At 67.3% G+C, this 23,748-nt stretch carries 26 protein-coding genes; 14 read left to right on the top strand and 12 right to left on the bottom strand.

What is annotated here, in order from left to right; genetic code table 11:
• The first annotated feature begins 104 nt into the window (after nucleotides 1-104).
• The 4 genes from HOP53_RS18180 (at nucleotide 105) to HOP53_RS18165 (ending at nucleotide 2,645) form a co-directional block, all read left to right on the top strand.
• Nucleotides 105-527: a rhodanese-like domain-containing protein gene (locus HOP53_RS18180; protein WP_234271312.1), complete on the top strand. Its 423-nt coding sequence runs from the start codon at nucleotides 105-107 to the stop codon at nucleotides 525-527.
• A 41-nt stretch (nucleotides 528-568) separates the two neighbouring features.
• Nucleotides 569-1,093, top strand: coding sequence for a protein-export chaperone SecB (gene secB, locus HOP53_RS18175; protein ID WP_010626035.1), 525 nt, complete (start codon nucleotides 569-571; stop codon nucleotides 1,091-1,093).
• Nucleotides 1,094-1,106: 13 nt separating this feature from the next.
• Nucleotides 1,107-1,835, top strand: coding sequence for a 16S rRNA (uracil(1498)-N(3))-methyltransferase (locus HOP53_RS18170; protein ID WP_234271311.1), 729 nt, complete (start codon nucleotides 1,107-1,109; stop codon nucleotides 1,833-1,835).
• A 63-nt stretch (nucleotides 1,836-1,898) separates the two neighbouring features.
• Nucleotides 1,899-2,645 (top strand): CvfB family protein, encoded by a 747-nt coding sequence (locus HOP53_RS18165; protein ID WP_234271310.1) that lies wholly within the window; start codon nucleotides 1,899-1,901, stop codon nucleotides 2,643-2,645.
• 20 nt (nucleotides 2,646-2,665) lie between these two features.
• Here HOP53_RS18165 and HOP53_RS18160 read toward each other — a convergent pair whose 3' ends face one another.
• On the bottom strand, nucleotides 2,666-3,211 hold the full coding sequence (locus tag HOP53_RS18160) for a VOC family protein (RefSeq protein WP_010626047.1): 546 nt from the start codon (nucleotides 3,209-3,211) through the stop codon (nucleotides 2,666-2,668).
• 171 nt (nucleotides 3,212-3,382) lie between these two features.
• Here HOP53_RS18160 and gshB point away from each other — a divergent pair, with 171 nt between their 5' ends.
• Genes gshB through ruvX form a run of 4 tightly spaced genes read left to right on the top strand, consistent with a single transcriptional unit; the run spans nucleotide 3,383 to nucleotide 6,377 of the window.
• Nucleotides 3,383-4,357 (top strand): glutathione synthase, encoded by a 975-nt coding sequence (gshB, locus tag HOP53_RS18155; RefSeq protein WP_010626048.1) that lies wholly within the window; start codon nucleotides 3,383-3,385, stop codon nucleotides 4,355-4,357.
• A gap of 38 nt (nucleotides 4,358-4,395) precedes the next feature.
• The gene (locus tag HOP53_RS18150; protein ID WP_234271309.1) at nucleotides 4,396-5,322 is read left to right on the top strand and encodes an energy transducer TonB; all 927 of its coding nucleotides are present in this window, start codon (nucleotides 4,396-4,398) and stop codon (nucleotides 5,320-5,322) included.
• Between the two features lie 27 nt (nucleotides 5,323-5,349).
• Nucleotides 5,350-5,922 carry a YqgE/AlgH family protein gene (locus HOP53_RS18145; RefSeq protein ID WP_234271308.1) on the top strand — a complete coding sequence of 191 codons (573 nt, stop codon included), beginning with the start codon at nucleotides 5,350-5,352 and terminating at the stop codon, nucleotides 5,920-5,922.
• On the top strand, nucleotides 5,922-6,377 hold the full coding sequence (gene ruvX, locus HOP53_RS18140) for a Holliday junction resolvase RuvX (protein ID WP_234271307.1): 456 nt from the start codon (nucleotides 5,922-5,924) through the stop codon (nucleotides 6,375-6,377). Before HOP53_RS18145 ends, ruvX begins: the two co-directional genes overlap by 1 nt.
• A 24-nt stretch (nucleotides 6,378-6,401) precedes the next feature.
• Here the strand turns inward: ruvX and HOP53_RS18135 are convergent, their stop codons facing one another.
• From HOP53_RS18135 to HOP53_RS18125, 3 genes are all read right to left on the bottom strand, one after another.
• Nucleotides 6,402-7,049: a hypothetical protein gene (locus tag HOP53_RS18135; RefSeq protein ID WP_234271306.1), complete on the bottom strand. Its 648-nt coding sequence runs from the start codon at nucleotides 7,047-7,049 to the stop codon at nucleotides 6,402-6,404.
• A 115-nt stretch (nucleotides 7,050-7,164) separates the two neighbouring features.
• Nucleotides 7,165-8,193, bottom strand: coding sequence for an aspartate carbamoyltransferase (gene pyrB, locus HOP53_RS18130; RefSeq protein WP_234271305.1), 1,029 nt, complete (start codon nucleotides 8,191-8,193; stop codon nucleotides 7,165-7,167).
• Nucleotides 8,194-8,278: 85 nt separating this feature from the next.
• Entirely contained in the window at nucleotides 8,279-8,956 is a 678-nt protein-coding gene (locus HOP53_RS18125; RefSeq protein ID WP_234271304.1) for an IclR family transcriptional regulator, read from the bottom strand.
• A 223-nt stretch (nucleotides 8,957-9,179) separates the two neighbouring features.
• On the opposite strand from HOP53_RS18125, the gene HOP53_RS18120 reads away from it, so the two are divergent.
• From HOP53_RS18120 to HOP53_RS18105, 4 genes are all read left to right on the top strand, one after another.
• Nucleotides 9,180-11,525, top strand: a complete 2,346-nt coding sequence (locus HOP53_RS18120) for a cytochrome P450/oxidoreductase (protein WP_234271303.1) — start codon at nucleotides 9,180-9,182, stop codon at nucleotides 11,523-11,525.
• Between the two features lie 74 nt (nucleotides 11,526-11,599).
• Nucleotides 11,600-12,655, top strand: a complete 1,056-nt coding sequence (locus HOP53_RS18115) for a TRAP transporter substrate-binding protein (RefSeq protein WP_234271584.1) — start codon at nucleotides 11,600-11,602, stop codon at nucleotides 12,653-12,655.
• A gap of 162 nt (nucleotides 12,656-12,817) precedes the next feature.
• A complete protein-coding gene (locus HOP53_RS18110) occupies nucleotides 12,818-13,243 on the top strand; it encodes a hypothetical protein (protein ID WP_234271302.1) in 426 nt (141 codons plus the stop codon).
• A 155-nt stretch (nucleotides 13,244-13,398) separates the two neighbouring features.
• Nucleotides 13,399-13,845 carry a hypothetical protein gene (locus tag HOP53_RS18105; protein WP_234271301.1) on the top strand — a complete coding sequence of 149 codons (447 nt, stop codon included), beginning with the start codon at nucleotides 13,399-13,401 and terminating at the stop codon, nucleotides 13,843-13,845.
• Nucleotides 13,846-13,866: 21 nt separating this feature from the next.
• On the opposite strand, the gene HOP53_RS18100 is transcribed toward HOP53_RS18105, so the two are convergent.
• Nucleotides 13,867-15,297 carry an aminotransferase-like domain-containing protein gene (locus HOP53_RS18100; RefSeq protein ID WP_234271300.1) on the bottom strand — a complete coding sequence of 477 codons (1,431 nt, stop codon included), beginning with the start codon at nucleotides 15,295-15,297 and terminating at the stop codon, nucleotides 13,867-13,869.
• A gap of 165 nt (nucleotides 15,298-15,462) precedes the next feature.
• On the opposite strand from HOP53_RS18100, the gene HOP53_RS18095 reads away from it, so the two are divergent.
• Entirely contained in the window at nucleotides 15,463-15,627 is a 165-nt protein-coding gene (locus HOP53_RS18095; RefSeq protein WP_234271299.1) for a DUF1127 domain-containing protein, read from the top strand.
• A gap of 75 nt (nucleotides 15,628-15,702) precedes the next feature.
• Nucleotides 15,703-16,083, top strand: coding sequence for a SpoIIAA family protein (locus HOP53_RS18090; RefSeq protein ID WP_234271298.1), 381 nt, complete (start codon nucleotides 15,703-15,705; stop codon nucleotides 16,081-16,083).
• Nucleotides 16,084-16,091: 8 nt separating this feature from the next.
• Here the strand turns inward: HOP53_RS18090 and HOP53_RS18085 are convergent, their stop codons facing one another.
• The 7 genes from HOP53_RS18085 to HOP53_RS18055 all read right to left on the bottom strand — a co-directional run bounded on the left by HOP53_RS18085 (nucleotide 16,092) and on the right by HOP53_RS18055 (nucleotide 23,732).
• Nucleotides 16,092-17,303 carry an MFS transporter gene (locus HOP53_RS18085; protein ID WP_234271297.1) on the bottom strand — a complete coding sequence of 404 codons (1,212 nt, stop codon included), beginning with the start codon at nucleotides 17,301-17,303 and terminating at the stop codon, nucleotides 16,092-16,094.
• The gene (locus HOP53_RS18080; protein ID WP_234271296.1) at nucleotides 17,300-18,523 is read right to left on the bottom strand and encodes a multidrug effflux MFS transporter; all 1,224 of its coding nucleotides are present in this window, start codon (nucleotides 18,521-18,523) and stop codon (nucleotides 17,300-17,302) included. The genes HOP53_RS18085 and HOP53_RS18080 overlap by 4 nt, the downstream gene beginning before the upstream one ends.
• Nucleotides 18,524-18,678: 155 nt before the next feature.
• Complete coding sequence (maiA, locus tag HOP53_RS18075; RefSeq protein WP_234271295.1) at nucleotides 18,679-19,323, bottom strand: maleylacetoacetate isomerase; 645 nt, start codon at nucleotides 19,321-19,323, stop codon at nucleotides 18,679-18,681.
• 34 nt (nucleotides 19,324-19,357) lie between these two features.
• Entirely contained in the window at nucleotides 19,358-20,377 is a 1,020-nt protein-coding gene (locus HOP53_RS18070) for a fumarylacetoacetate hydrolase family protein (protein ID WP_234271294.1), read from the bottom strand.
• A gap of 72 nt (nucleotides 20,378-20,449) precedes the next feature.
• Entirely contained in the window at nucleotides 20,450-21,760 is a 1,311-nt protein-coding gene (gene hmgA, locus HOP53_RS18065) for a homogentisate 1,2-dioxygenase (RefSeq protein WP_234271293.1), read from the bottom strand.
• Nucleotides 21,761-21,805: 45 nt separating this feature from the next.
• Entirely contained in the window at nucleotides 21,806-22,024 is a 219-nt protein-coding gene (locus HOP53_RS18060; protein WP_234271292.1) for a DUF2783 domain-containing protein, read from the bottom strand.
• A complete protein-coding gene (locus HOP53_RS18055) occupies nucleotides 22,011-23,732 on the bottom strand; it encodes an FAD-dependent oxidoreductase (protein ID WP_234271291.1) in 1,722 nt (573 codons plus the stop codon). The genes HOP53_RS18060 and HOP53_RS18055 overlap by 14 nt, the downstream gene beginning before the upstream one ends.
• Nucleotides 23,733-23,748: the final 16 nt, after the last annotated feature.

The following is a 23,748-nucleotide window of genomic DNA, read 5'->3' as shown; positions in this document are numbered from 1 at the left end:
GCGGCGTTGCCGCGGGGCATTGCCGCATGGTGTATACTCTCGCCTTTCGGGTGCCCTACCCTACCGATATTCTCGCTATTTCCGACAAAGAGTGTGCCGGACCCATGATCGATCAGCTGTTCGAATTCGTGCAGAATCACCCGCTTCTGGTGGGCGCCTTCCTCATGGTGCTGACCGCCTGGATCATCTACGAGACCCGCAACAGTGCCGCCAGCGGCGTGACGTCCTCCCAGGCGACCCAACTGATCAATCGTGAGGATGCCGTCGTGGTCGATACCCGCGAGGCGGGCGACTTCAAGGCCGGCCATATCGCCGGGGCGCGCAACATTCCCCAGAGCAAGGTCGACGAGCGTATGAAGGAGCTCGAGAAGCTCAAGGACAAGCCGATCATCGTGGTGTGCAAGAGCGGCCAGTCTTCCGGCATCACCGTGGCCAAGCTGGCCAAGGCCGGCTTCTCACGGGTCTTCAAGCTCAAGGGCGGCATGATGCAGTGGCAGGCCGACGGCCTGCCGATGGTCAAGAAATAGCCAACACACAAGACGTAAGTGAACGTAAAAGGAATCTTCTCATGGCCGAAGAGAACAGCCAGAACGCCGCCGGCGGCAACCAGGCCGCCGCCGACCAGCAGAAGCAGCAGCTTCAGTTCGCCGTGCAGCGCATCTACGTCAAGGACATCTCCTTCGAGGCGCCCAACTCGCCGGCGGTCTTTCAGCAGCCGTTCAAGCCCAAGGTCGGCCTGGATCTGAACACCAGCAGCCGCAAGGTCGGCGAGGATCTCTACGAGGTGTCGATCAAGGTGACCGCTCAGGTGCGTCACAGCGAGGAAGGCACCACCTCCTTCCTGGCCGAGATCGAGCAGGCCGGCCTGTTCCGCATCAGCGGCATCGAGGGAGCTCAGCTCGAGCACACCCTGGGCGCCTTCTGCCCCAACGTGCTGTTCCCCTACGCTCGTGAGTGCATCGACAACCTGGTCAACCGCGGCGGTTTCCCGCCCCTGATGCTGGCGCCGGTCAACTTCGAGGCGATCTTCGCCCAGAAGAAGAAGCGCGAGGCCGAGCAGGCCCAGCAGCAGGGCGAGCAGACCACCCAGTAAGGGCAGGCTCGCCGTGTCCTCTGCGCCACGCATTCACGTCGCCGCCGACTTTACCGTCGGCGGCGACGTCGTTCTGCCCGAAGGACCGGCGCACCACCTGGCTCGGGTGCTACGCATGAGCGAGGGCGCGCCGGTGCGCCTGTTCGACGGCGCCGGTCTTGAGGCCCGGGCAGTGCTGGTCGAGGCCGGGCGCAAGCGCGTGGTGGCCCGCGTGGAGGCCGTCGAGGCAGGCCACGGCGAGTCGCCGCTGGCGGTGCACCTGGGCCAGGCGATCTCCAAGGGCGACCGCATGGACTACGCCATCCAGAAGGCCGTCGAGCTGGGCGTGGCCGCCATCACGCCGCTCTATACCGAGCACGGCGACGTGCGCCTCAAGGGCGAGCGCGAAGCCAAGAAGCTGGCCCATTGGCAGGCGGTTGCCGTCAGCGCCTGCGAGCAGTGCGGTCGTGCCGTGGTGCCCACCGTGCATTCGCCGAAGCCGCTGGCCAAATGGCTCGACCAGCGCCACGAGACGCTGCGGCTGGTGCTGCATCCGGGCACGGCGAGGGCGCTCGAGCAGGCCGACACGCCCACCGACGCCGCGCTGCTGATCGGCCCCGAAGGCGGGCTTGCCGAGGCCGAAGTCGAAAGCGCCAAGGCCACTGGCTTCGCCCCGCTCACCCTCGGTCCGCGCATCCTGCGCACCGAAACCGCGCCGGTAGTGGCGCTGTCGCTGCTGCAGTATCGCTTCGGCGACTTTTGACCTTCAGGCTTGCTCACGCCTCGGCAAGCACCATAATGACCGCAAATCGACGCGGAGTTTGTCATGGCCTCTCCCCCCAACGATCGCCGCCAGGGTCGCCCGACATCTTCTCGGCCCACCGCGTCCGGTACGCGCGAGCGTGCCTCACGTGTGCCCAAGGCCCAGATTGGCGAGGTGGCTTATCTGGAGGTGGTCACGGTCAACGAGACCGGCGCCTTTCTCGACTGGGGCCACCCGCGCGACGTGCTGCTGCCTTTCGGCGAGCAGCGCTTCCGGCCCACGCCGGGCAAGCGGGTGCTGGTGCGGCTCTACGAGGATCAGCAGGGGCGGCCGGTGGCATCGCAGAAGCTCGACCGTTTCGTGCAGGACGAGGCGACGGGGTTGACGCCGGGCGACGAGGTCGAGCTGATCGTCGCCGACGCCACCGATCTCGGCTACAAGGTGGTGGTCAACCACCGTTACTGGGGGCTGCTCTATCGCGACGACGTCACCCGGCCGCTGCGGCGTGGGCAGCGTACCCAGGGCTACGTCAAGCGGGTGCGCGACGATGGGCGTCTGGACCTCTCGCTGTTGCCGCCGGGGCCGGCGCGCCTCGACGTGGTGGGTGAACAGGTGCTCAAGGCGCTGCGCGAGAGCGGCGGCTATCTGCCGCTCTCCGACAGCAGCGACGCCGCCGCGATCAAGACTCGCCTGGGGGTGAGCAAGAACGCCTTCAAGCAGGCCATCGGGCGGCTCTACAAGCGGCGCCTGATCGTCATCGAGGCCCACGGCATCCGCCTGGTGCCGGGGGCCACTGCAGCTCCGTCCTGAGTTCGGCTTGAATGAGGCGCTCAGTCGAGCGCCTTGAACTCCTCCTCGTGCAGCCAGGCGGCATGCTTGGGCGCGCGCTTGGTCTTCGACCACTCCTCGATCATCGCCGGCGCCACCTCCTTGAGCTGGCGCATCTGCTCCGGCGTGCCCTTCACGTAGGTCAGCTCCAGGCGATGGCCGTTGGGGTCGAAGAAGTAGATCGAGCGGATGATGCCGTGCTCGGTGGGGCCGACCACCTCCACCCCCTTGCTCTCCAACTGCTCCTTGGCTGACAGCAGGGCCGCTTCGTCGGCCACGCGGAAGGCGATGTGCTGCACCCACTCGGGGGTGTTGGGGTCGCGGCCCATCTCGGGGGAGTTGGGCAGCTCGAAGAAGGCCAGGATGTTGCCGTTGCCGGCATCCAGGAACAGGTGCATGTAGGGGTCGGGTGCCTTGGTGGAGGGCACGCGGTCCTCGGCGATGGCGACCAGGAATTCCATGTCGAGCTTGTCCTGGTACCACTCGACGGTTTCCTTGGCGTCGCGGCAGCGATAGGCGACGTGGTGAATCTGCTGGATCTGGATCATGACGGGGGCTCGCGGTGGTGGGCTGGGGAACGTCAGGGCCTGCTCTTGTCTTTTTAGTTTCATTTGAAACTAAAATAGAGGCGCCCCCGTGCCGTGTCAAGCCGCCTTGGTGTTGCCGGGAAGCCTGCGTCATACTGCGCTCATTTCCCCGATCATGATGGAACGCTGCCGATGAGCCGACAGACGAGCGCACGATCCCTGCGGGTAGGGGTGGTGATGGACTCCATTGCCCACCTCACCTACAAGAAGGACACCACCCTGGCCATGCTGTGGGCGGCACAGCAGCGTGGCTGGTCGCTGCACTACATGGAACAGGAAGATCTCTACTTGCGCGATGGCCGCGCTCATGCACGCATGCGCGACCTCGCCGCCTTCCGCAACCCGGACGACTGGTATGCGCTGGGGGCTCCGGAGGAGCGCCCGCTGGCCGAACTCGACGTGATCCTGATGCGCAAGGACCCGCCGGTCGACGCACACTTCCTCAATGCCGTGCACCTGCTGGGCTTTGCGGAACGCGAGGGCGTGCTGGTGGTCAATCCCACACGGGCGCTGCTGGAGTGCAACGAGAAGCTGTTCGCCCAGCAGTTCCCGCAGTGCTGCACGCCCACCGTGGTGTCGTGCAGCGAAGCGGTACTGCGCGCCTTCCACGCCGAGCACCGCGACGTGATCTTCAAGCCGCTGGACGGCATGGGCGGCAGCGGGATCTTCCACGTGCAGCCCGAGGGGCGCAATCTGGGCGCCATCATCGAGACGCTGACCGAACGTGGCCAGCGCCAGATCATGGCCCAGCGTTATATCCCCGAGATCAAGGATGGCGACACGCGCATTCTACTGGTGGACGGCGAGCCGGTACCCTACGGCCTGGCCCGGGTGCCCATGGCCGGCGAGACCCGTGGCAATCTGGCGGCTGGCGGCACCGGTGTCAGCCGCGAGCTGACCGCCCGCGATCACTGGCTGATCGAGCAGGTGCAGCCGATGATTCGCGAGAAGGGGCTGATGTTCGTCGGCCTCGACGTGATCGGCGATTACATCACCGAGATCAACGTGACGAGCCCCACCTGCGTGCGCGAGATCGACGACCAGCGCGGGACCGACATCGCCGGCCTGCTGATGGATGCCATCGAGCGGCGCCTGGCCCAGCGCTGAACGAATCGCCGAGAGATACCGGAGGACCCAGCCCACCCATGGTGGCCCCGATCAGCGACCCGATCCACTATGCCCCGGTCACGCGGCCCTATCGCCGCTGGCTGGCGCTGTCGGTCGCGCTGCTGCTGCACCTGCTGGTGATCGGGCTGGTGGCAAGCTGGCAGTTCGCCCCGGCGCCGGCGGAGCGCACCAGCCTGGACGTGGTGCTGGTGACCCGCCCGGCCGAGACGCCCGAGGAGGCGCAGGCCATTGCCGAGGCGGACCAGCAGGCCGCCGGCGAGCAGGCCGAGGAAGCGCCTGCCGAGCAGCGTGCGGCACCGCTCGACGAGCTGCCGGTGCTCGAGGTGACGGAGAGCGCCGTGGACCCCACCACACCGGCCGAGGCCGAGCCGGCGGAGCGCTCCGCCACCGAGCCCGAGGCGGTCGACGAGGCGCCCACCGACGCCGCGCAGGAACGCCCGGTCCAGCCTGCGGCGGAGCCACGCGAGAGCGCACCTCAGTCGTCCGAGTCGCCATCGGAACCGGCCGTTGCGGCGCCTTCGGCATCGGGGCGCGACCTGCTGGCCCAGGCCACCAGCAGCATTCGTCAGCAGGGGCTCGACCAGCACCTGGCCGGGTCGGCCGACGACGCGCCGCGCAGCGCGGCACAGCGGGCCGCCGAGGCGCGCTACATCGACGACTGGACCCGCCGCGTCGAGGACTACGGCAATCGGGTGCATCCCGCACCGAGCCACCTGCACGGCCAACTGCGCATTCGGGTGGTGATTGGTCGAGATGGTCAGCTTCGCCAGGCGGAGGTGGTACAATCCTCAGGACATACCGAACTCGATCAGGCGGCGCTGGATACCGTGCACGGTGCCGGGCCCTACCGGCCCTTCGACGGCAGCATGGGGGAGCTCGACAGTCTCTCCATCACCCGCGTCTGGCGGTTCGGGCAAGGCAATCATTTCGGTGGCGTGCGCTAGGGCGACTGCCCACCGCCCGGGAGTCCCATGCAATCCGTGCAAAACCTAGGCTTGAGAGGTCATTTCCTGCTGGCGATGCCGCACCTGGAAGATCCCAACTTCGCCGGCAGCCTCAGCTATCTGTGCGACCACGATGAGAACGGCACCATGGGCGTGATCGTCAATCGCCCGCTGGAGATCACCCTGGATGCGCTGTTCGAGCAGCTCGAGCTCGAAGGCGATGAAAGCCCGCATCGCAACGCGCCGGTCTACTACGGCGGCCCGACCCACAAGGACCGCGGCTTCATCCTGCATCGTGGCTCCAGTACCCCGTGGGACTCCAGCATCCAGGTGGAGGACGACATCGCCCTGACCACCTCCATGGACATCCTGCTGGCGCTGGCCGCCGGCCGCGGCCCCGAGGAGTTCCTGGTGTGCCTGGGCTGCGCCGGCTGGGAGGCGGGTCAGCTCGAGCAGGAGCTGAAGGACAACGCCTGGCTCACCGTCGAGGCGGAGGGCGATATCCTGTTCAAGGTACCGGCCGAGCAGCGCCTGAGTGCGGCCGCCGGCATTCTCGGCGTGGATCTCAATCTGATGTCACGGGAAGCCGGGCACTCCTGATGACCGCTGCGGGAAAGCGCCTGATCCTGGCGTTCGACTTCGGCACCCGCCGTATCGGCGTGGCGGTGGGCAACGAGCTGCTCGCCAGCGCCCGCCAGCTCGAGCCGCTGCCGGCCCGCGACGGCATCCCCGACTGGAACGTCGTCACGCGGCTGGTCGAGGAGTGGCAACCGGACCTGTTCGTGGTCGGGCTGCCGCTCAACATGGACGGCAGCGAATCGGCGATGAGCGCCAGGGCGCGCAAGTTCGGCAAGCGGCTCTACGGGCGCTACGGCAAACCCTGCGAAATGGTCGACGAGCGCGGCTCCACCCGTGAGGCCAAGGCCATCGCGCGGGAGTCCGGGCTGCTGCGCAATCCCGCCAAGAGCTACCGCGACGACGGCGTCGACGGCATTGCTGCCGTCTTGATCCTCGAGAGCTGGTTCGCCCGTAAGGAGGGGCTGCCGGAGCGTTGACCGAGCAGCGAACCGTCGTCCTGTTCAGGTCGTCAGCGCGCGCTCCTCGTCATACTGGGCGGCGATGTCTTTGACCGAGATGCAGGTGTATTTGATGACGAAGAAGGCCAGGGTGGCGGGGCAGGCGAACCGCTCTTCGAAACGCTCCACCTCGACGCCGTTGCCGCGAGTGACGCTGGCGCGGTAGGTGTCGCCCTCCTTGGTCAACTTGACCGTGGCCTGGCGGTCGGCCTCCTGCTTTTCCAGCACCAGCTCGCGCTGTCTGGCCAGTAGCTCACGCAGCATCTTGCCGCCCTCGCACTCCTCGGGCGTGGCCCACACTTCCTGGTCCCGCTCCCCGTACTGGAACAGCATGATAGCCGGCAGCACGGAGAAGATGGCACCGGTGAGCAGCCAGGTGAGCTCGGCCCCGGAGAGCGAGAGCGAGAACACGGCGAACAGCTGCAGAACGAAGCCGGCGGCCAGAATGCCCGCCAGCGGGCGCCACATCCGAGGGTTCATCACCGGCTTGCCCAGGGTGTGGCCCCACAGGCCGGCGGCCACCAGGGCACCGAGCAGCAGTATCGCCACGCCCCAGACCGGGCCGCCACCCACCAGCAGGGCGATGGCACCGATCGCCACCAGGGCGCTGTAGAAGACCGCCAGCAATATGTAAGCGCGTTCCAGAGTCATGCGTCACATCTCCTCTCTACGGTTGCCGTGGGCGGCAACGCCGTTGTTATTCGTGCTCTCTTACATTACTCGGTACTGAACAGCATAGCGATGCCCAGCGTTGGTTGCAGCATCGTCAGAGTGCGCTGTCGTCCACCCCCACCCGCTCGGGCACGAACCAGCGGACCGGACGCAGGTCCTTCTCGATCAGCTCGTCCACCTGCAGCAGGGTGGCGAAGATCGCCATGCGCACCGGGATGCCGTTGTCGGTCTGGCGGAAGATCGCCAGGCGCGGGTCGCCGTTGAGATCCACGTCGAGGTCGTTGGCCTCCGAGCGGCTGTCGCGTGGCAGCGGGTGCATGACGATGGTGTCGCGGCCGCAGCGCTTGTCCATGAAGGCGCGGTCGACGGTGAAGTCCCGCGACAGGCTGAAGCCTTCGCTCATCTCGGCGGTGAAGCGCTCCTTCTGGATGCGCGTGGTGTAGACCACGTCCACGTCCGCATAGTCGTCGGCCAGGCTGGTGCGCTGCTCGACGCGGTGGCCGCGGGAGGCGACCAGGTCGATGAGGTAGTCGGGCATCTCCAGTCCCGGTGGCGCCACCAGGGTGATGCGCATGGGATCGTAGAGCGACAGCAGCTTGATCAGCGAGTGCACGGTGCGCCCGTACTTGAGATCGCCGGTAAGCAGCACATGGGCGCCGGCGAGCTTCTTGCCCAGCCGGGTGAACTCCTTGTCGATGGTGTAGAAGTCGAGCAGCGCCTGGCTGGGGTGCTCGCCGGGCCCGTCGCCGCCGTTGATCACCGGCACGTGGGTGGCGGCGGCGAACTCGGCCACCGAGCCCTGATCGGGGTGGCGCATGACGATGGCATCGCAGTAGCCGCTCATCACTCGGCTGGTGTCGTAGAGCGATTCGCCCTTGGCCATGGAGGAGAAGGTGAAACCGGTGGTGTCGCATACGCTGCCGCCCAGGCGACAGAAGGCGGCGTGGAAGCTGACCCGGGTACGGGTGCTGGCCTCGAAGAAGAGGTTGCCGAGCACGGCGCCCTCCAGCACCCGGGTCACCTGACGGCGCTGGGCGATGGGTTCCATGCGGGCGGCGACATGCATCAGGTGGTTGACGCTATCGCGGGTCAGGGAATCGACGGAGAGCAGGTGGCGACTCATCGAGGGCCTCGAAGGTGGCGGCGGAGGATGGTGCGTAGTGTAACGCTACCGGAGCCGGGCTTCACGGGCCGCGACGGTGTGCCCCTCAGCGACCGAGCAGCTCGGCCAACTGATGGGCGTGAGCCTTCACTTCGCGTATGGCCCGTTCGGTGTCGAGATCGTCCATCGCCACCACGCCCACGCAGGCCTCCACCCCGGGGCGGAACTGCGGCGTGGCCACGGGGCTGGCCACTCCCACTGCGCCGAGTTGCAGCTGGCCGCGGGTCAGGCTGTAGCCGTCGCTGCGGGCCTGACGCACCGCCTCGCTGTCGTCTGCGCGCGGCGGGCGTCCGGCCAGAATGGCGATACCCGCCGCCCCCAGCGACAGCGGATGGCGGCTGCCGACCCGGTAGCCCACCCGCAGCAGCCCCTCGTCGGGCTCCGCCACCAGGATCACCACGCACTCCTCGCCCTGGGCCACCGAGACGAAAGCGGTGGCCCGGGTGGCCTTGGCCAGCGCCTGCAGCAGCGGCTGGGCCACCGCGCGCAGTTGCGGCTCGAAGCGTGCCGCCAGCAGGGAAATACCCGCCCCCAGGCGCAGCGGACCCTCGGCGGAGCGTGCCACCAGCCCGTGCTGTTCCAGGGTGGTGACGATGCGATAGGCGATGGCGCGATGCACATCTAGACGCTCGGCTAGCTCGGCAATGCTGATGCCCTCGGCGTGCTCGGCGACGATCTCGAGCGCGCGCAGGCCGCGATCCAGGGTTTGCAACGTAGTGGCCATCGAATGACGTCCCTCGGTGGATGGTGGCAGAGCATGGTAGCGCAGCCGGCGGGGATTGACGCCCCCACACAAACTGCCTATGTTCCCTCATGTGTTCGTTAAACGATATCAATTGTGCGATAAAAGTAAATCATGAATGGCAAAGCGGCGCCATGCATGCCAGCAATGACTTCGAACACAGCAATGACTTCGAACGACTCGGACGACAGCCTGGGGAGGCCTGATGACATCAGCGACACAGCGGACCACCAACGGTGCAGGCGGCTGCCCCTTCCACGCCGCCGCTGAATCGCCGATGGCGCCCAACGGCTGCCCTGTGTCAGCGCAGGCGGCGGCCTTCGATCCCTTCGACTCGCCCTACCAGCTCGACCCCGCCGAGGCGCTGCGCTGGTCCCGCGAGCAGGAGCCGGTGTTCTACAGCCCCAGGCTCGGCTATTGGGTGGTGAGCCGCTATGCCGACATCAAGACGATCTTCCGCGACAACCTCACCTTCTCGCCGTCGATCGCGCTGGAGAAGATCACCCCGGCCAGTCGCAAGGCCCAGGCGGTGCTGGAGCGCTACGACTACGGCATGAACCGTACCCTGGTGAACGAGGACGAGCCGGCCCACATGGCGCGGCGCCGCGAGCTGCTGGAGGCCTTCACTCCCGAGGCGCTGGAAGCCCATGCGCCGATGGTGCGCCGTCTGGTGCGCGAGAAGCTCGATGCCATCGTCGAGCGCGGCCGCGCCGACCTGGTGGCCGAGATGTTCTGGGAAGTGCCGCTCACCGTGGCGCTGCACTTCCTCGGCGTGCCCGAGGAGGACATGGAGCAGCTGCGCCGCTTCTCGGTGGCCCACACGCTCAACACCTGGGGCCGCCCCTCGCCGGAGCAGCAGGTCGAGGTGGCCGAGGGGGTCGGCAAGTTCTGGCAGTACTCCGGGCAGGTACTCAAGAAGATGCAGGAGCAGCCGCATGGCCACGGCTGGATGTACGACATGATCGAGAAGAACCGGCAGAAGCCGGATGTCGTCACCGACAACTACCTGCACTCGATGATGATGGCGATCATCGTCGCCGCCCACGAGACCACGGCGCTGGCCACCGCCAACGCCTTCCGCCAGTTGCTCTCGCGCCCCGCGGTGTGGGCCGAGCTGTGCGCCAATCCCGAGCTGATTCCCGCCGCGGCCGAGGAGTGTCTGCGCCACTCCGGTTCGGTGGTGGCCTGGCGGCGCATCGCCACTCGCGAGGTGGAAGTGGGCGGCGTGACCATCCCCGAGGGCGGCAAGATCCTGATGGTCACCGCCTCGGCCAACCACGACCCGGCCCACTTCGAGAACCCCGACGAACTCGACATCTACCGCGACAACGCCGTCGACCACCTCACCTTCGGCTACGGCAGCCACCAGTGCATGGGCAAGAACCTGGGGCGCATGGAGATGCGCATCTTCCTCGAGGAGTTCACCCGGCGCCTGCCGCACCTTGAGCTCGAGGAGCAGGAGTTCACCTTCCTGCCCAACACCTCGTTTCGCGGTCCCGAGGCGCTGTGGGTGCGCTGGGACCCGGCGCAGAACCCGGAGCGCCGCGACCCGGCGGTACGCAGCGCCCAGCGCGACTTTCCCGTCGGCGCCCCGGAGGCACGCACCATCGTGCGGCGCCTCCGCGTGACCCGCGCCGAGCCCGAGGCCGAAGGGGTGCTCGGCGTGACCCTGGCCGATCCGGCCGGGCGTGACCTGCCCGCCTGGACGTCGGGCTCACACCTCGACGTGGTGCTGCCCGGCGGCGAGGCGCGCAAGTACTCGCTGTGCGGCCCGCCGACATCGGGCGACTGGCAGATCGCGGTGCTGCGCGAAGAAGCCGGTCGCGGCGGTTCGCGCTGGGTCCACGACACGGTGCGCGAGGGGCTCGAGCTGTGCGTGCGCGGGCCCAAGAACCACTTCCGCCTCGACGAGACGGCCGAGCGCTACGTGCTGATCGCCGGCGGTATCGGTATTACCCCGATCATCGCCATGGCCGACCGCCTCAAGCGGCTGGGCAAGTCCTTCGAACTGCACTATGCCGGTCGCGCGCGCGCCAGCATGGCCTTCGTCGAGCGGCTCGAGCGCGACCACGGTGAGGCACTGCGGCTCTATCCCAAGGATGAGGGCGCACGGCTCGATCTCGCCTCGCTGCTTGCCGAGCCTGATGCAGGCACGCTGCTCTACGCCTGCGGCCCCGAGCGCCTGCTCGCCGCGCTGGAGGCCGGCACCGCCCACTGGCCGCAAGGTAGCCTGCACGTGGAGCATTTCACCGCCGTAGGCGCGCTGCTGGATCCGCAGAACGAGCATGCCTTCGAGGTCGAGCTCGCCGACTCCGAGCTGGTGGTCGAAGTGGCGGCGGATCGCACCTTGCTGCAGGCGCTGCGTGCCTCCGGCGTCGATGTGCCCAGCGACTGCGAAGAGGGGCTGTGTGGCTCCTGCCAGGTCGAGGTGATCGAGGGCGAAATCGATCATCGCGACAAGGTGCTCACCGCCGCCGAGCGCGCCGGCCAGGATCGGCTGATGAGCTGCTGCTCACGTGCCAAGGGCAAGAAACTGGTGCTGGCCCTCTAACCCCCAACACAACCACAACACGCACAACCTACGCCAACCCTGACAACCGGGACTCACGAGGAACGACAATGAAAATGCACAAGCTCGCGACACTGACCACGCTTACCGCGCTCTCCCTGGGGGCCTTTCACAGCGCCGCGGCCACCGAACTCACGGTGAGCACCTGGGCGGGCCCCAACCACGGGGTCAACACCATCGTCTGGCCGACCTGGGCCAGTTGGGTCGAGGAGGCCACCGAAGGGCGTGTGAGCGTCAACGTGGTACACGACATGGGCCCGCCCAACGCCCAGATGGAGCTGATCGCCGATGGCGTGGCCGACGTCACCTGGCTGTTTCACGGCTTGATGCCGGGACGCTTCGAGCTGACCAAGCTGCCCGAGCTGCCCACCTTCGAGGACTTCTCCTCGGAAGCCGCCTCGGTGGCCTACTGGCGCACTCACAACGAGTACTTCGCCGACGCCGGTGAGCATCGCGGGGTCGAAGTGATCGGCGTGGGCGTGCACGGCCCGGGCTCGCTGTTCCTCAACCAGTCCATCGACAGCCTCGACGATCTGCGTGGCAAGCGGGTGCGCATCGGCGGCGGGGTGATGGGCGATATCTCCAGTGCGCTGGCGCTGACGGGCGTGGCGCTGCCCCCGGCCAGCACCTACGAGGCGGCCACCCAGGGCGTGATCGACGGTGCCATGCTCACGCTCGAGGGCCTCAGGAGCTTCCGCCTGGCCGAGGTGCTGCCCTACACGGTACAGATGCCGGGCGGCTTCTATCGCGGCAGCTTCTCGCTGGTGATGAACCCCGACACCTGGGCCTCGCTCTCCGAAGAAGACCGTGAGGCGATCGAGAGCGTCTCCGGCGAGAAGCTCTCACGCCTGTTCGGCTACATGATGGACGTGGTCGACGTGCGCGGCATCGAGTTCGCCGAGCAGCGCGGCAACACCTTCGTCGAGCTGCCCGCCGAGGAGATCGAGCGCTTCCAGCAGATGGCCGCCGAGCTGCCCGGCGAGTGGATGGAAGCGGCCGGCGCCAAGGGCATCGATGGCCAGGCCGCCCATGCCTACTTCTTCGAGCAGCTCGATGCCGCTCAGGGAGAAGAGGGGCTCTCCGCCGACAAGGTGATCGACCCCGAAGCCTGAGCTCACGCCACTCTTCATTCTGCGAGCGCGGCCCCCGGCCGCGCTCGCTGCGTTATGGGATGTTCGCTCTAAGTTCCAAATGAAACTATTTTGATCCCGGTCAATGCTGCCAGAAGGGCGAGGGCCGATACTGAGGCAAACGTACCCTTGGGGAGAAGCATCATGAGCAAGACACCGCAAACCTCCTGGTGGAACCGCCTCTGCGAAGGCAGCTATCGCGCTTCCACGCGGCGCCTGGTCCGCGAGATCGAGGCGGAATCGCCCGGCGTCTACAGCGAAATGCTGCAGGATCTGAACACCCCTCTGGAGCCCGCCTTCGAGCGTGAAGTCGCCAGACATCTCGACCGCGGCGGCTACCGCGCCTTCGTGCCCGCCGATACCCTGATGCCGGCCATGCTGCAGCGTTTCGGCCTCGAGCAGGCCAGCATCGAGAGCCACGTCAGCTACCCCAGCCTGCGCGGCAACTGCAACGCCTGCCCGGTGGCCGGCTACTGCTGGGGCGCCATGCGCCGCGACGCCGGGGTCGACGAGTGCCGCGCCTTCTGCCCCAATGCGGCAGCCTTCGAGCGGCTGGCCGAAACGGCGTGAGGGGCTGGCATAGCTCCACCTAGGTGGAGCATCCGGCTGTCGTGGAAGTGCCAGGGAGTAAGCAAGGGCTCACTTCATTGATCATAGATTGAGCGGGGTCAAGGCGAGATTCGGTAGAGGCGCTACGGTAAGAATTGTCATAGAGGAGCGCCTCGATGAGTAAACCTCGACCTTCGCAAAAGCGCCCGCCACCCCCAGGTGGAGAGGCGCAGCTGCACCACTATCTCGAAGGCGAGCGTGCCCTGCTCGAGCTGCGCTGCTGCAAGCCGAAGACGCTGAGCGCGCTGATCCATGATCTGGCACACCCCATGAGCCCCTCGCTGGAACAAGCCATTGCCCGCTGTCTGGCCGGCAGGGAGCTGGAAGGCTTCGCTCCAGCGGAAACCCTGTTGCCGGTGATGATGCGACGCTTCGGCCTCGATCCCGTCGCCTGCGGCCGCGACCCGGCCATTCATTCCCTGCGCACCGTCTGCAGCGCCTGCCCCAGGGTAGCGGGGTGCTGGCTGGCGCTGCGCCATGACGCCTCGTTGGAAGAGTGCACCAGCTTTTGCCCCAACGCTGAAACGTTCGTCAGCTTGGGCTCGCGTTCGCCGGACGGTTGAGTCATTTATGGGCGATCGTGGTCAGGCCGATGCCTCTGTCACCAATAGCGCCGCCACCGCTTCACCGACACGCTTGATGCCGGCCTCGACGTTGGGTGTCATTGCCGCGGCATAGTTCAGCCGCAAGCAGTGGCGAAACTTCCCCGAGGCGGAGAACAGCGAGCCCGGGGTGATGTGCAGGCCCTCGCTCGCCAGCTGCTCCTTGAGGCGCACGCAGTCGATGTCCGCCGGCAGCTCCAGCCACAACAGGAAACCGCCCTGAGGGAAGCTGACCCCGGTACCCACCGGAAAGTAGCGCGTGACCCAGTCGATCATGATGTCGCGGTGGCGGCGGTACTGGCGCAGCATCTCACGCAGGTGGCGCTCGTAATGGCCGTGCTGGACGAACTCGGCCACGGCGAGCTGCGGCAGCGTGGCCGAGGCACCGGTGGAGACGTACTTCATGTGCAGGGCCTGGTCGCGATAGCGTCCCGGCGCCATCCAGCCGACCCGCAGCCCCGGCACCAGCGTCTTGGAGAAGGCACTGCACAGCAGGACCCGGCCGTCGTCGTCGAAGCTCTTGAGCGTGCGCGGCCGTGGCGCCTCGAAGGAGAGGTCGCCGTAGATGTCGTCCTCGACGATGGCCACGTCGAAGCGCTGGGCCAGGGCGACCAGGGCACGCTTGCGCGCCTCGGGCATGGTATAGCCGAGCGGATTGTTGCAGGTGGGCGTGATCTGGATGGCCTTGATCGGCCACTGCTCGAGCGCCAGTTCCAGCGCCTCCAGGCTGATGCCCGTCCGCGGGTCGGTGGGAATCTCCAGCGCCTTGAGTTTCTGCGCCTTGAGGATCTGCATGGTGCCGTAGAAACTCGGCGAGTCCACCGCCACCACGTCGCCGGGTTCGGTCAGGGTGCGCAGGGCCAGCGAGAGCGCTTCCTGGCAGCCGGTGGTGATCAGCACATCATCGGGGTGCAGCAGGCAGCCCGACTTGGCGGCCAGCCGCACGACCTGACGGCGCAGCGCGAGGCTGCCCTGCAGGCTGTCGTAGTTGAGCCCGTGGGTCGCCACGTGGCGGTGCAGCGTCCCCAACTGACGCTGCAAAGGGCGCAGGCTGGCGGCAGCGAGATCGGGAATGCCGCGCCCCAGCATCAGCAGGCGGTCCTCATCGGGGGAGCGGGCCACCAGCTCCAGCACCTGGTCCCACTGGGAAACGTCGAGGGGGCGTTGGGCGGGGCGCGACACCTTCGGCAGCAGGCTCGGGGTCGCTCGGGGCAGCACATAGTAGCCCGAGCGCGGGCGCGCTTCCGCCAGGCCGGCCTCCTCGAGGCGGCGGTAGGCCTCCTGCACGGTGGAGACGCTGACCCCCAGCTCGCCGCACAGCGTACGCACCGAGGGCAGTCGATCGCCGACGCGGTACTGGCCCTGCTCGATGCGCTGGGTCAGGGTCTGCGCTACCTGATCGTAACGTTTCATGACAGATTCACCAAGCCTTGCCCTCTTTCGGTACAGAAGACACTGGAAAGGGCGATACAGAGTCAGAATAGCCCTATCTGTACTGCAAAACTATTTTAATGTTGAATCTGTATTGGATTTTTGCTCGGCCATAGCCTGTCAGAACCACCGACAGGAGATGCCGCCATGTTGATCGAACGCTTTCTTCATCTGTCTCGCTGGCTCAGGAACCGGCAGCAGCGCCACCGGACTCGATACGACCTGCGCCACCTCGACGATCACCTGCTGGCCGACATCGGCCTCGACCGGGCCGCGGTCGAGCGCGAGGTACGCAAGCCCTTTTGGCGCTGACTGGTGTGGGGGAGGGAACCGCAGCCGGTGGCGGCTACCCTAAAAGGGCAAGGCCAAGCCAAGGAGGAGCCCGCCATGATCGAGATACTGCCCGCTCCCGAATACGTCGCCGCGTTCCGCATATCGGGCACGCTGCACAGCGCGGACTACGACGTGTTGATCCCTGCCATCGAGTCGAAGCTCGAGCACAATGAACAGATCGGCGTGCTGGCCGACATGACCGAGTTCGACCACATGACCCCCGGCGCGCTGCTGCGCGATCTCTCCTATGCCATCAGCAAGCTGGGCGAGTACCACCGCTTCAAGCGCGCCGCGGTGATCGCCGACAAGCGTTGGATCGAGACAACGACCAATCTGGCAGGCAAGCTGTTCCCGCGTACCGAGATGCGCGTTTTCCATCACGGCGAGCTGGAAGAGGCCATGCGTTGGGTGGCCGGTTTCGCAGCGACTCGATGAGCGGCGGGCTATGAGGTCACGGCAGCGGTGGCCCGCTCGCCGTGCCACTGGCGCAGCAGCCAGGCGAAGATGAGCCCCAGCGCGAGCAGCCACACGCCAGCGCCAGCCAGCAGCCACAGGCTGTCGGCCAGGCGCAGTATCAGCCCGCCGAGGCTGACGCCTACCGACTGGCCGAGGAACAGGCAGCCGGCGAACACTGCCATGGCGGTGCCGCGCATGGCAGGCGCCATCTGGGTGGCGTTGATCTGAAGCGTGCTGTGCATCATGTAGAAACCCAGCCCGGCGGCGAAGGCGCTGGCGGTGGCCACGGCCGGCAGCGGCGCCAGCGCCAGCCCGACGAAGCCGAGCCCCATCAGCACGCCGCCGCCCGCGGCCAGGCCCGGCTCGCCCAGGCGGGCGACCAGCGGCCGCGCCAGGGCGGCGAAGATCAGCCCGCCCACGCCGAACAGCGCCACCATCAGCCCGGCCTGGGTCAGCGAAACCTCCAGCCGGGTATAGAGATGGCTGGCAACGAAGGCCAGCGCGCCGAAGGCGGCGATTCCTTCCAGGAACACCAGCGCCAGGATGCGTCGGGCACGGGAAATCAGCAGCACCTCGCGGATGCGCGCGAAGAAGGCGATGCGACCCTGGTCGGCCTTGGGAGGCGACAGCTGCGGCTGGCGGTGCAGGGTCGTGAGCAACAGCCCGCCGGCGCCGAGGAACAGCAGCGTGAGCAGCATGAAGGCCGCCTGCCAGCCCAGCGTATCGGCCAGGAAACCGCCTGCCACTTGCCCCGAGATCAGCCCCAGCACGGCGCCGGAGAGCATGTGCGCCAGGGTCACCTGGCGCTGTTCGTAAGGTACGTTGTCGCCCACCCAGGCCATGGAGAGCGGGATGATGGCAGCGGCGGTGGCGCCGTTAAGGGTGCGGAACAGCAGCAGCATCGAGAGCGACTCGGAGAGCGCCGAACCCAGCGCACCCACGGCACAGGCCACGGTGGCCAGGCCGATCACCCGCAGAGTGCCGTGGCGGTCGCCCAGCGGGCCATAGGCGAGCTGCATGAGGCCGTAGGCGATGGCGAACAGGGTGATGTTCTGCGCCACGTCGGCCACCGGTCGGGCGAAGGCCTGGGACAGCGCCGGCAGCATGGCGTCGGTGACCCGCATCGAGGCCATGCTGGCAAAACCCGCCAGCGCCAGCAGCAAGATGACGAGACGGCTGGGAGGTGACGCCGCAGTCACGGCTTGCCCCCTTCGGCCTGCTCCACCCTCATGGCCCGCTCGGCGGGCCGCACCAGCCCCAGGAAACTGACCACGGCCATCAGGCCGCCCAGGGCCACCACGATGGCCATAGTGCGTGAGGTACCGTCGTGCAACTGGGCCACGGCACTGCCGATCAAGGCGGCGATGCTCATCTGCAGAAAGCCGAACAGCGACGAGGCCGAGCCGGCGCAGTGGGGGTTGGGCGCCAGGGCGCCGGTCATCGACTGCGGCATCAGCACGCCCATGCCGACCATGAACAGCACGTGCGGGCCGACCACGGCCCAGGCGGAGTACATCCCCGAGAGCGCCAGCATCAGCATGACGCTGCCGCCCAGCGCGCAGGTCAGGCTACCCAGGCCGACCAGGCGTTCGCGGCCCAGCCGGTGGCTATAGCGGCCGCTGAGCAGGGTGCCAACGAAGAAGCCGGCCACGATCAGGGTGAAGAACAGGCCGTACTGGAAAGGCGAGACGCCGAGGAAGTCGATCAGCACGAACGACGAACCCGAGAGGTAAGCAAACAGCCCCGAGAACGCCGCCGCGTTGGTCAGGGTATAGCCCATGAAGGTGCGTTGGCCGAGCAGCATGCGGAAATTGGCCACGATGACCTTGGGATGGATCGACTGGCGCCGCTCCGGCGGCAGCGGCTCCGGCAGTGCCAGGATCAGCAGCGGCAGCATCGCCGCAGCGTAGAGCGCCAGCAGCACGAACACCGACTCCCAGCCCCAGACCAGCAGCAGCCCGGCGCCGACGAGGGGTGCTACCGCCGGGGCCAGCGACATGGTGCTGGCCATGTACGAGAGGATGCGCCCGGCCTCGAGGGGGCCGTAGATGTCGCGTACCGCGGCACGCCCCAGCACCGGCCCGGTGGCGCCGCCCAGCGCCTGCAGGAAGCGCCCGGCCAGCAGCCACTCGATGCTTGGCGCGAAGGCGCACAGCAGGCTCGCGACCAGGAACAGGCTGAAGCCGAAGATCATCACCGGCTTGCGCCCGAAGCGATCGGAAAAGGGGCCGCAGAACAGCTGGGCGGCGGCGAAGCCGGCCATGTACAGGCTCAACGTCAGCTGCACCTGATCGGGGCCGGTATCGAGCGCCGCGGCCATGGCCGGCATGGCCGGCAGATACATGTCGGTGGCCAGCGGGCCCAGCGCGGTCAGGGCCGCCAGGGTGATCACCGTGGCAGGGGACTTCAGCCTCAGCACATCGACCTCATTCTCGAAGGGCGTCTCGAAGGGCGCTCGGGGGCGAAAGACAACGACCGACGGGCGCCGCTTCTCCCGCTCCAGGCTGGAACAGGGAGGGGCGGCGCCCGCCAGTCGTTAGCTTGCTTAATATAGCCTAATTAGTGCGGCGTTGCTCAACCTGCGTCCGGCTGCGCCCCCGGAGCGGCCTTGGCGAAGGCTTCCATCGCGCGACAGCGCTCGGCGATGCGGCGGATCGTCGGATACGCCGAGAGGTCGCACTCGAAGCGCTCGGCGTTGAACACCTGCGGCACCAGGCAGAGATCCGCCAGGCTTGGGCTGTCGCCGTGGCAGAACGCGCCGGTGGCGGCCTCGCCCGCCAGCCTCGCTTCCAGCGCGGTGAAACCCTCGGCGATCCAGTGGCGGTACCAGGCCAGCTTGGCCGCTTCGTCCAGCTTCAGCTCGTGCACCAGGTACTTGAGTACCTTGAGGTTGTTGAGCGGGTGGATCTCGCAGGCCACCAGCTGGGCCAGCGAGCGCACCCGGGCGCGGCCCGCGGGGTCGGCCGGCAGCAGGGCCGGCTCCGGGTACCGTTCGTTCAAGTACTCGCAGATCGCCAGCGACTGGCTAAGCTGCATGCCGTCATCTGTCTCGAGTGTCGGCACCAGTCCCTGGGGGTTGCGGGCGAGGTTGTCCTCGTCCCGCTGCTCGCCCTTGACCAGATTGACCGGCACCTGCTCGTACGCCAGCCCCTTGAGATTGAGCGCAATGCGCACCCGAAAGGCCGCCGACGAGCGGAAATAGCCGTACAGCGTGGTCATGCTTGGCTCCTTGTGTCGCGTCACTTGGGCCGGTTTACTTGGGCCGGTAGGCCACTACCTGCTGGTCGATGGTGCCGAAGATGTTGTTGCCATCACGGTCGAACATCTCGATGCGCACCCGATCGCCGAAGCGCATGAAGGGTGTCTTGGCCGCGCCGTGCAGGATCTGCTCCACCATGCGCACCTCGGCCAGGCAACTATAACCCACACCGCCGTCGGCGACCGGCTTGCCGGGGCCGCCGTCAGGATCGGGGTTGGAGACGGTTCCCGAGCCGATGATGGCGCCGGCGCCCAGATAGCGGGTCTTGGCCGCGTGGGCGACCAGCTCGGGGAAGCCGAAGATCATGTCCGGGCCGGCCTCGGGCTCGCCGAACTTCTCGCCGTTGAGGTGCACCGTCAGCGGCAGGTGAACGCGACCATCCCGCCAGGCGTCGCCCAGCTCGTCGGGGGTGACGCAGATCGGTGAGAAGCTCGAGGCCGGCTTGGCCTGGAAGAAGCCGAAGCCCTTGGCCAGCTCGCCGGGGATCAGCCCGCGCAGGCTGACGTCGTTGACCAGCATGATCAGCTTGATGTGGCCGGCGGCCTGTTCCGGGGTGACGCCCATGGGCACGTCGTCGGTGATCACCGCGATCTCGCCCTCGAAGTCGATACCGTGCTCCTCGCTGACCGCCTCGATCTCCTCGGTGGGGGCGAGGAACTTGTCGCCGCCGCCCTGATACATCAGCGGATCGGTCCAGAACGTTTCCGGCATCTCGGCGTTGCGCGCCTGGCGTACCAGCTTGACGTGGTTGAGGTAGGCGGAGCCGTCGGCCCAGTGGTAGCTGCGCGGCAGCGGCGAGTGCAGCTTGCTCTGGTCCAGGGTGAAGGCGCCCTCGGCGCTGCCGTCGTTGAGCTCGGCGTAGCGTGCTTCCAGCTTCGAGCTCACCGCGTCCCAGTTCTCGATGGCCTGCTGCAGGGTGGCGGCGATGTCGGTGGCGGAAACGGCGCGGGTGAGGTCGCGGGAGACCACCAGCAGTTCGCCGTCGCGGCCGTTTTTCAAAGTGGCGAGTTTCATCTTGGCTCAATCCTTTTGTCAGGGGCGGGGCTCGTCGGCCCCGTCCGGTTCAGCGTTTCGTCTCTCGGCCTTCTAAGGCTGCCTGGGATCGAAGTGCGAGCGCAGCGTCGACCATACGTCGACGTAGTCGCGCTGGCGGATGTCCGCGTTCAGCGCTGCTTCGGTCGGGTGGTAGACGTAGCGGCTCTCGAACATGAAGGCCAGGGTCGCATCCAGGCGCTGCGGTGTCAGCTCCGCATTCGAGGCCTTCTCGAAGGTCTCGGCATCGGGACCGTGGGGCGACATGCAGTTGTGCAGGCTGGCGCCGCCGGGCAGGAAGCCCTCGGCCTTGGCGTCGTACTCGCCGTGGATCAGTCCCATGAACTCGCTCATCAGGTTGCGATGGAAGTAGGGCGGGCGGAAGGTGTTCTCGGCCACCATCCAGCGCGGTGGGAAGATCACGAAGTCGATGTTGGCCATGCCCGGGGTGTCGGAGGGCGAGGTCAGCACGGTGAAGATCGAGGGGTCGGGGTGATCGAAGCTCACCGTGTTGATGGTGTTGAACTTGGCCAGGTCGTACTTGTAGGGGGCGTAGTTGCCGTGCCAGGCCACCACGTCGAGCGGCGAATGGCCAAGCTTGGTCACCCAGAAGCGGCCGGAGAACTTGGCCACCAGTTCGAAGTCGCCCTCGATGTCCTCGAAGGCGGCCACCGGGCTCTCGAAGTCGCGGGGGTTGGCCAGGCCGTTGGCGCCGATGGGGCCGAGGCCGGGCAGCTCCAGCGGGCTGCCGTAGTTCTCGCAGACGTAGCCGCGGGCGGCGTCGCTGCCTCGGGCCAGGCGCACCTGGAACTTCATGCCGCGGGGAACCACCGCGATCTCGCCGCCCTTGACCTCGAGCTCGCCGAGTTCGGTACGCAGGCGCAGGGTGCCCTGCTGCGGCACGATCAACAGCTCACCGTCGGCGTCGTAGAAGAAGCGCTCGGTCATGTCGCGGTTGAAGGCATAGACGTGCACGCCGCAGCCGGCCTGGGTGCCGGCATCGCCGTTGACGGCGATCGTCAGCAGGCCGTCGACGAAGTCGGTGGGCTCGGCGGGAATCGGCAGCGGGTCCCAGCGCATCTGGTTGGGGTCGGCGGCGGGCTTGGCCAGCGGCGAGGTGGCTACCCGGCCGTTCTCCAGCGGCGTATAGGCGCTCTGCACCACCGAGGGGCGGATGCGGTAGAGCCAGCTGCGCAGGTTGGCGTGGCGCGGCGCGGTGAAGGCCGAGCCGGTGAGCTGTTCGGCGTAGAGGCCGTAGGCGCACTTCTGCGGCGAGTTCTGCCCGGCCGGCAGGGCGCCGGGCAGCGCCTCGCTGGCGAAGTGGTTGCGGAAACCGCTCTGGTACTCGAGCGTCTGGGTCGTCATGTCGGGGGTCCTCTGTTTCAACGTCCTGTCGAATCTCTTGCGTACTCAAGCCGTTCGCTTGGCTGTGTCGTGTGTGGCCTGGCCGGCGATGGCCAGCGCCTCCTCGAGCACCTGCTGGTCGCCGATGTGGTTGGCCATCAGCAGGATCAGCCGGGCATTGATGCGCTCGCTCTCGGCCTCGCTACGCTCGCGATGCAGCTCGGTCAGCGCGGCATAGAAGGCGTCCGGGTCGGTGAAGTTGGGGTTGAGCTCAAGCCGTGGCATGGGTGCCTCCCTGAACGGTGGAAGGAGCGAGATAGGCGCCCAGGGCGCGGTCCATCGCCTCGCCGACCGCGGCGGCCGTGACGGCGTGCCAGCGGGCGGTGACGTGCTGGTCGGGGCGGATCAGGTAGGCGATGCCGGCGTCGAGGCCGTAGCGCTCGCCGATCAGGTTTTCCACGTCCTCGACCTGGCGGCTGCGCGGCAGCTCGGTCAGGGCGTGTGGCGCCGGGCCGACGATCAGCAGATCCAGGTCGTCGCGGTGCTCGAGCAGCGGGACGAGTTCGGTCCTGAGGGCTTCGGCCCGGGCGCTGTCGACGCGGCCGTCGAGCAGCAGCGTGAAACGATCGCCGAGCTGGTTGAGCAGCCAGGCGCGGCGGCCGGCCAGGCCGATCGGCGCGTCCTTGGCCGGGCTACCGGGACGCAGCTCGAGCGGCAGGCCCTCGGTCTCGTGGCCATTGAGCGGTGAGTCGTCGTAGCGGCACGGCATGGAGAGGCGGCCGCTGTTGACCAGGCGCCGAGCGAAGGGATAGTGCTCGGCCAGTTCCAGCACGCTGTCACGGAACAGTCGGCTGACGCGACTCTTGGGCGTGATGAAGTCGGTGGCCCGCGTCGAGTTGAGGATGTTCTCGGCGGCGCCGTGCTGGCGCTCGTCGTCGTAGGTGGCGAGCAGCGCCGCGGGGGCCTGGCCCTTGAGCACCCGGGCCAGCTTCCAGGCAAGGTTCTCGGTGCTCTGCAGCGCGCCGTTGGCGCCGCGGGCGCCGAAGGGCGAGACTTGATGTGCAGCGTCACCCATGAAGAACACCCGCCGGTGGATGTAGCTGTCCATCTTGCGGCAGCGGAAGGTATAGACACTGGCCCACTCCAGCTCGAACTCCACGTCCGCGCCGAGCATCGCCTGCACTCGCGGGCGGATGTTCTCCTCTTTCTTCTCCTCTTCCGGGTCGGCATCCCAGCCGAGCTGGAAGTCGATGCGCCACACGTTGTCCGGCTGACGATGCAGCAGCACCGACTGGTTGGGGTGGAAGGGCGGGTCGAACCAGAACCAGCGCTCGGTGGGGAAGTCGGCCTTCATGATCACGTCGGCGATCAGAAAACGATCCTGGAACACCTGACCCTTGCTCTCCAGGCCCAGCATGTCGCGAATCTTGCTGTTGGCGCCGTCGGCCACCAGCAGGTAGTCGCAGGAGAGGCGATAGTTGCCGTCCTCGGTGCCGACTGTGACTTCGCTGCGCTCGGCCTGGCTGTCCACTGCGGTGACCTTGTGCAGCCAGCGCAGGTCGATCAGCTCGCTGAGCTCGTCGGCACGATCGACAAGGTACTCCTCGAAGTAGTACTGCTGCAGGTTGATGAAGGCGGGCATGCGGTGGCCGGCTTCCGGCAGCAGGTCGAAGTCGTAGACCTCGCGTTCTTGGAAGAACACCCGGCCGCGCTGCCAGGTCACGCCCTTGTCGACCATCGGCTGGGCGCAGCCCAGGCGGTCGAGGATCTCCAGAGTGCGCTTGGCGAAGCAGATCGCCCGCGAGCCGACGCTGACGGTATTGTTGTCGTCGAGCACCACGCTGGCGATGCCCTGCTGGGCAAGGTCGATGGCCATGGCCAGGCCAGTGGGGCCGGCACCGACGATCACCACCGGACAGTGGCGCACGTCGGTGCGGTCGAGCTCCGGTGGGCGCCGGTACGGATAGACGGGATTGTTGTAGGTCGTTGGCATCGTGCTCCCCTCGGCA

The sequence above is a fragment of the Billgrantia ethanolica genome, assembly GCF_021404305.1.
Taxonomy (GTDB): domain Bacteria; phylum Pseudomonadota; class Gammaproteobacteria; order Pseudomonadales; family Halomonadaceae; genus Halomonas; species Halomonas ethanolica.
The sequence above is the reverse complement of the archived record's forward strand: the minus strand, read 5'-3'. Positions and strand labels throughout refer to the sequence as shown.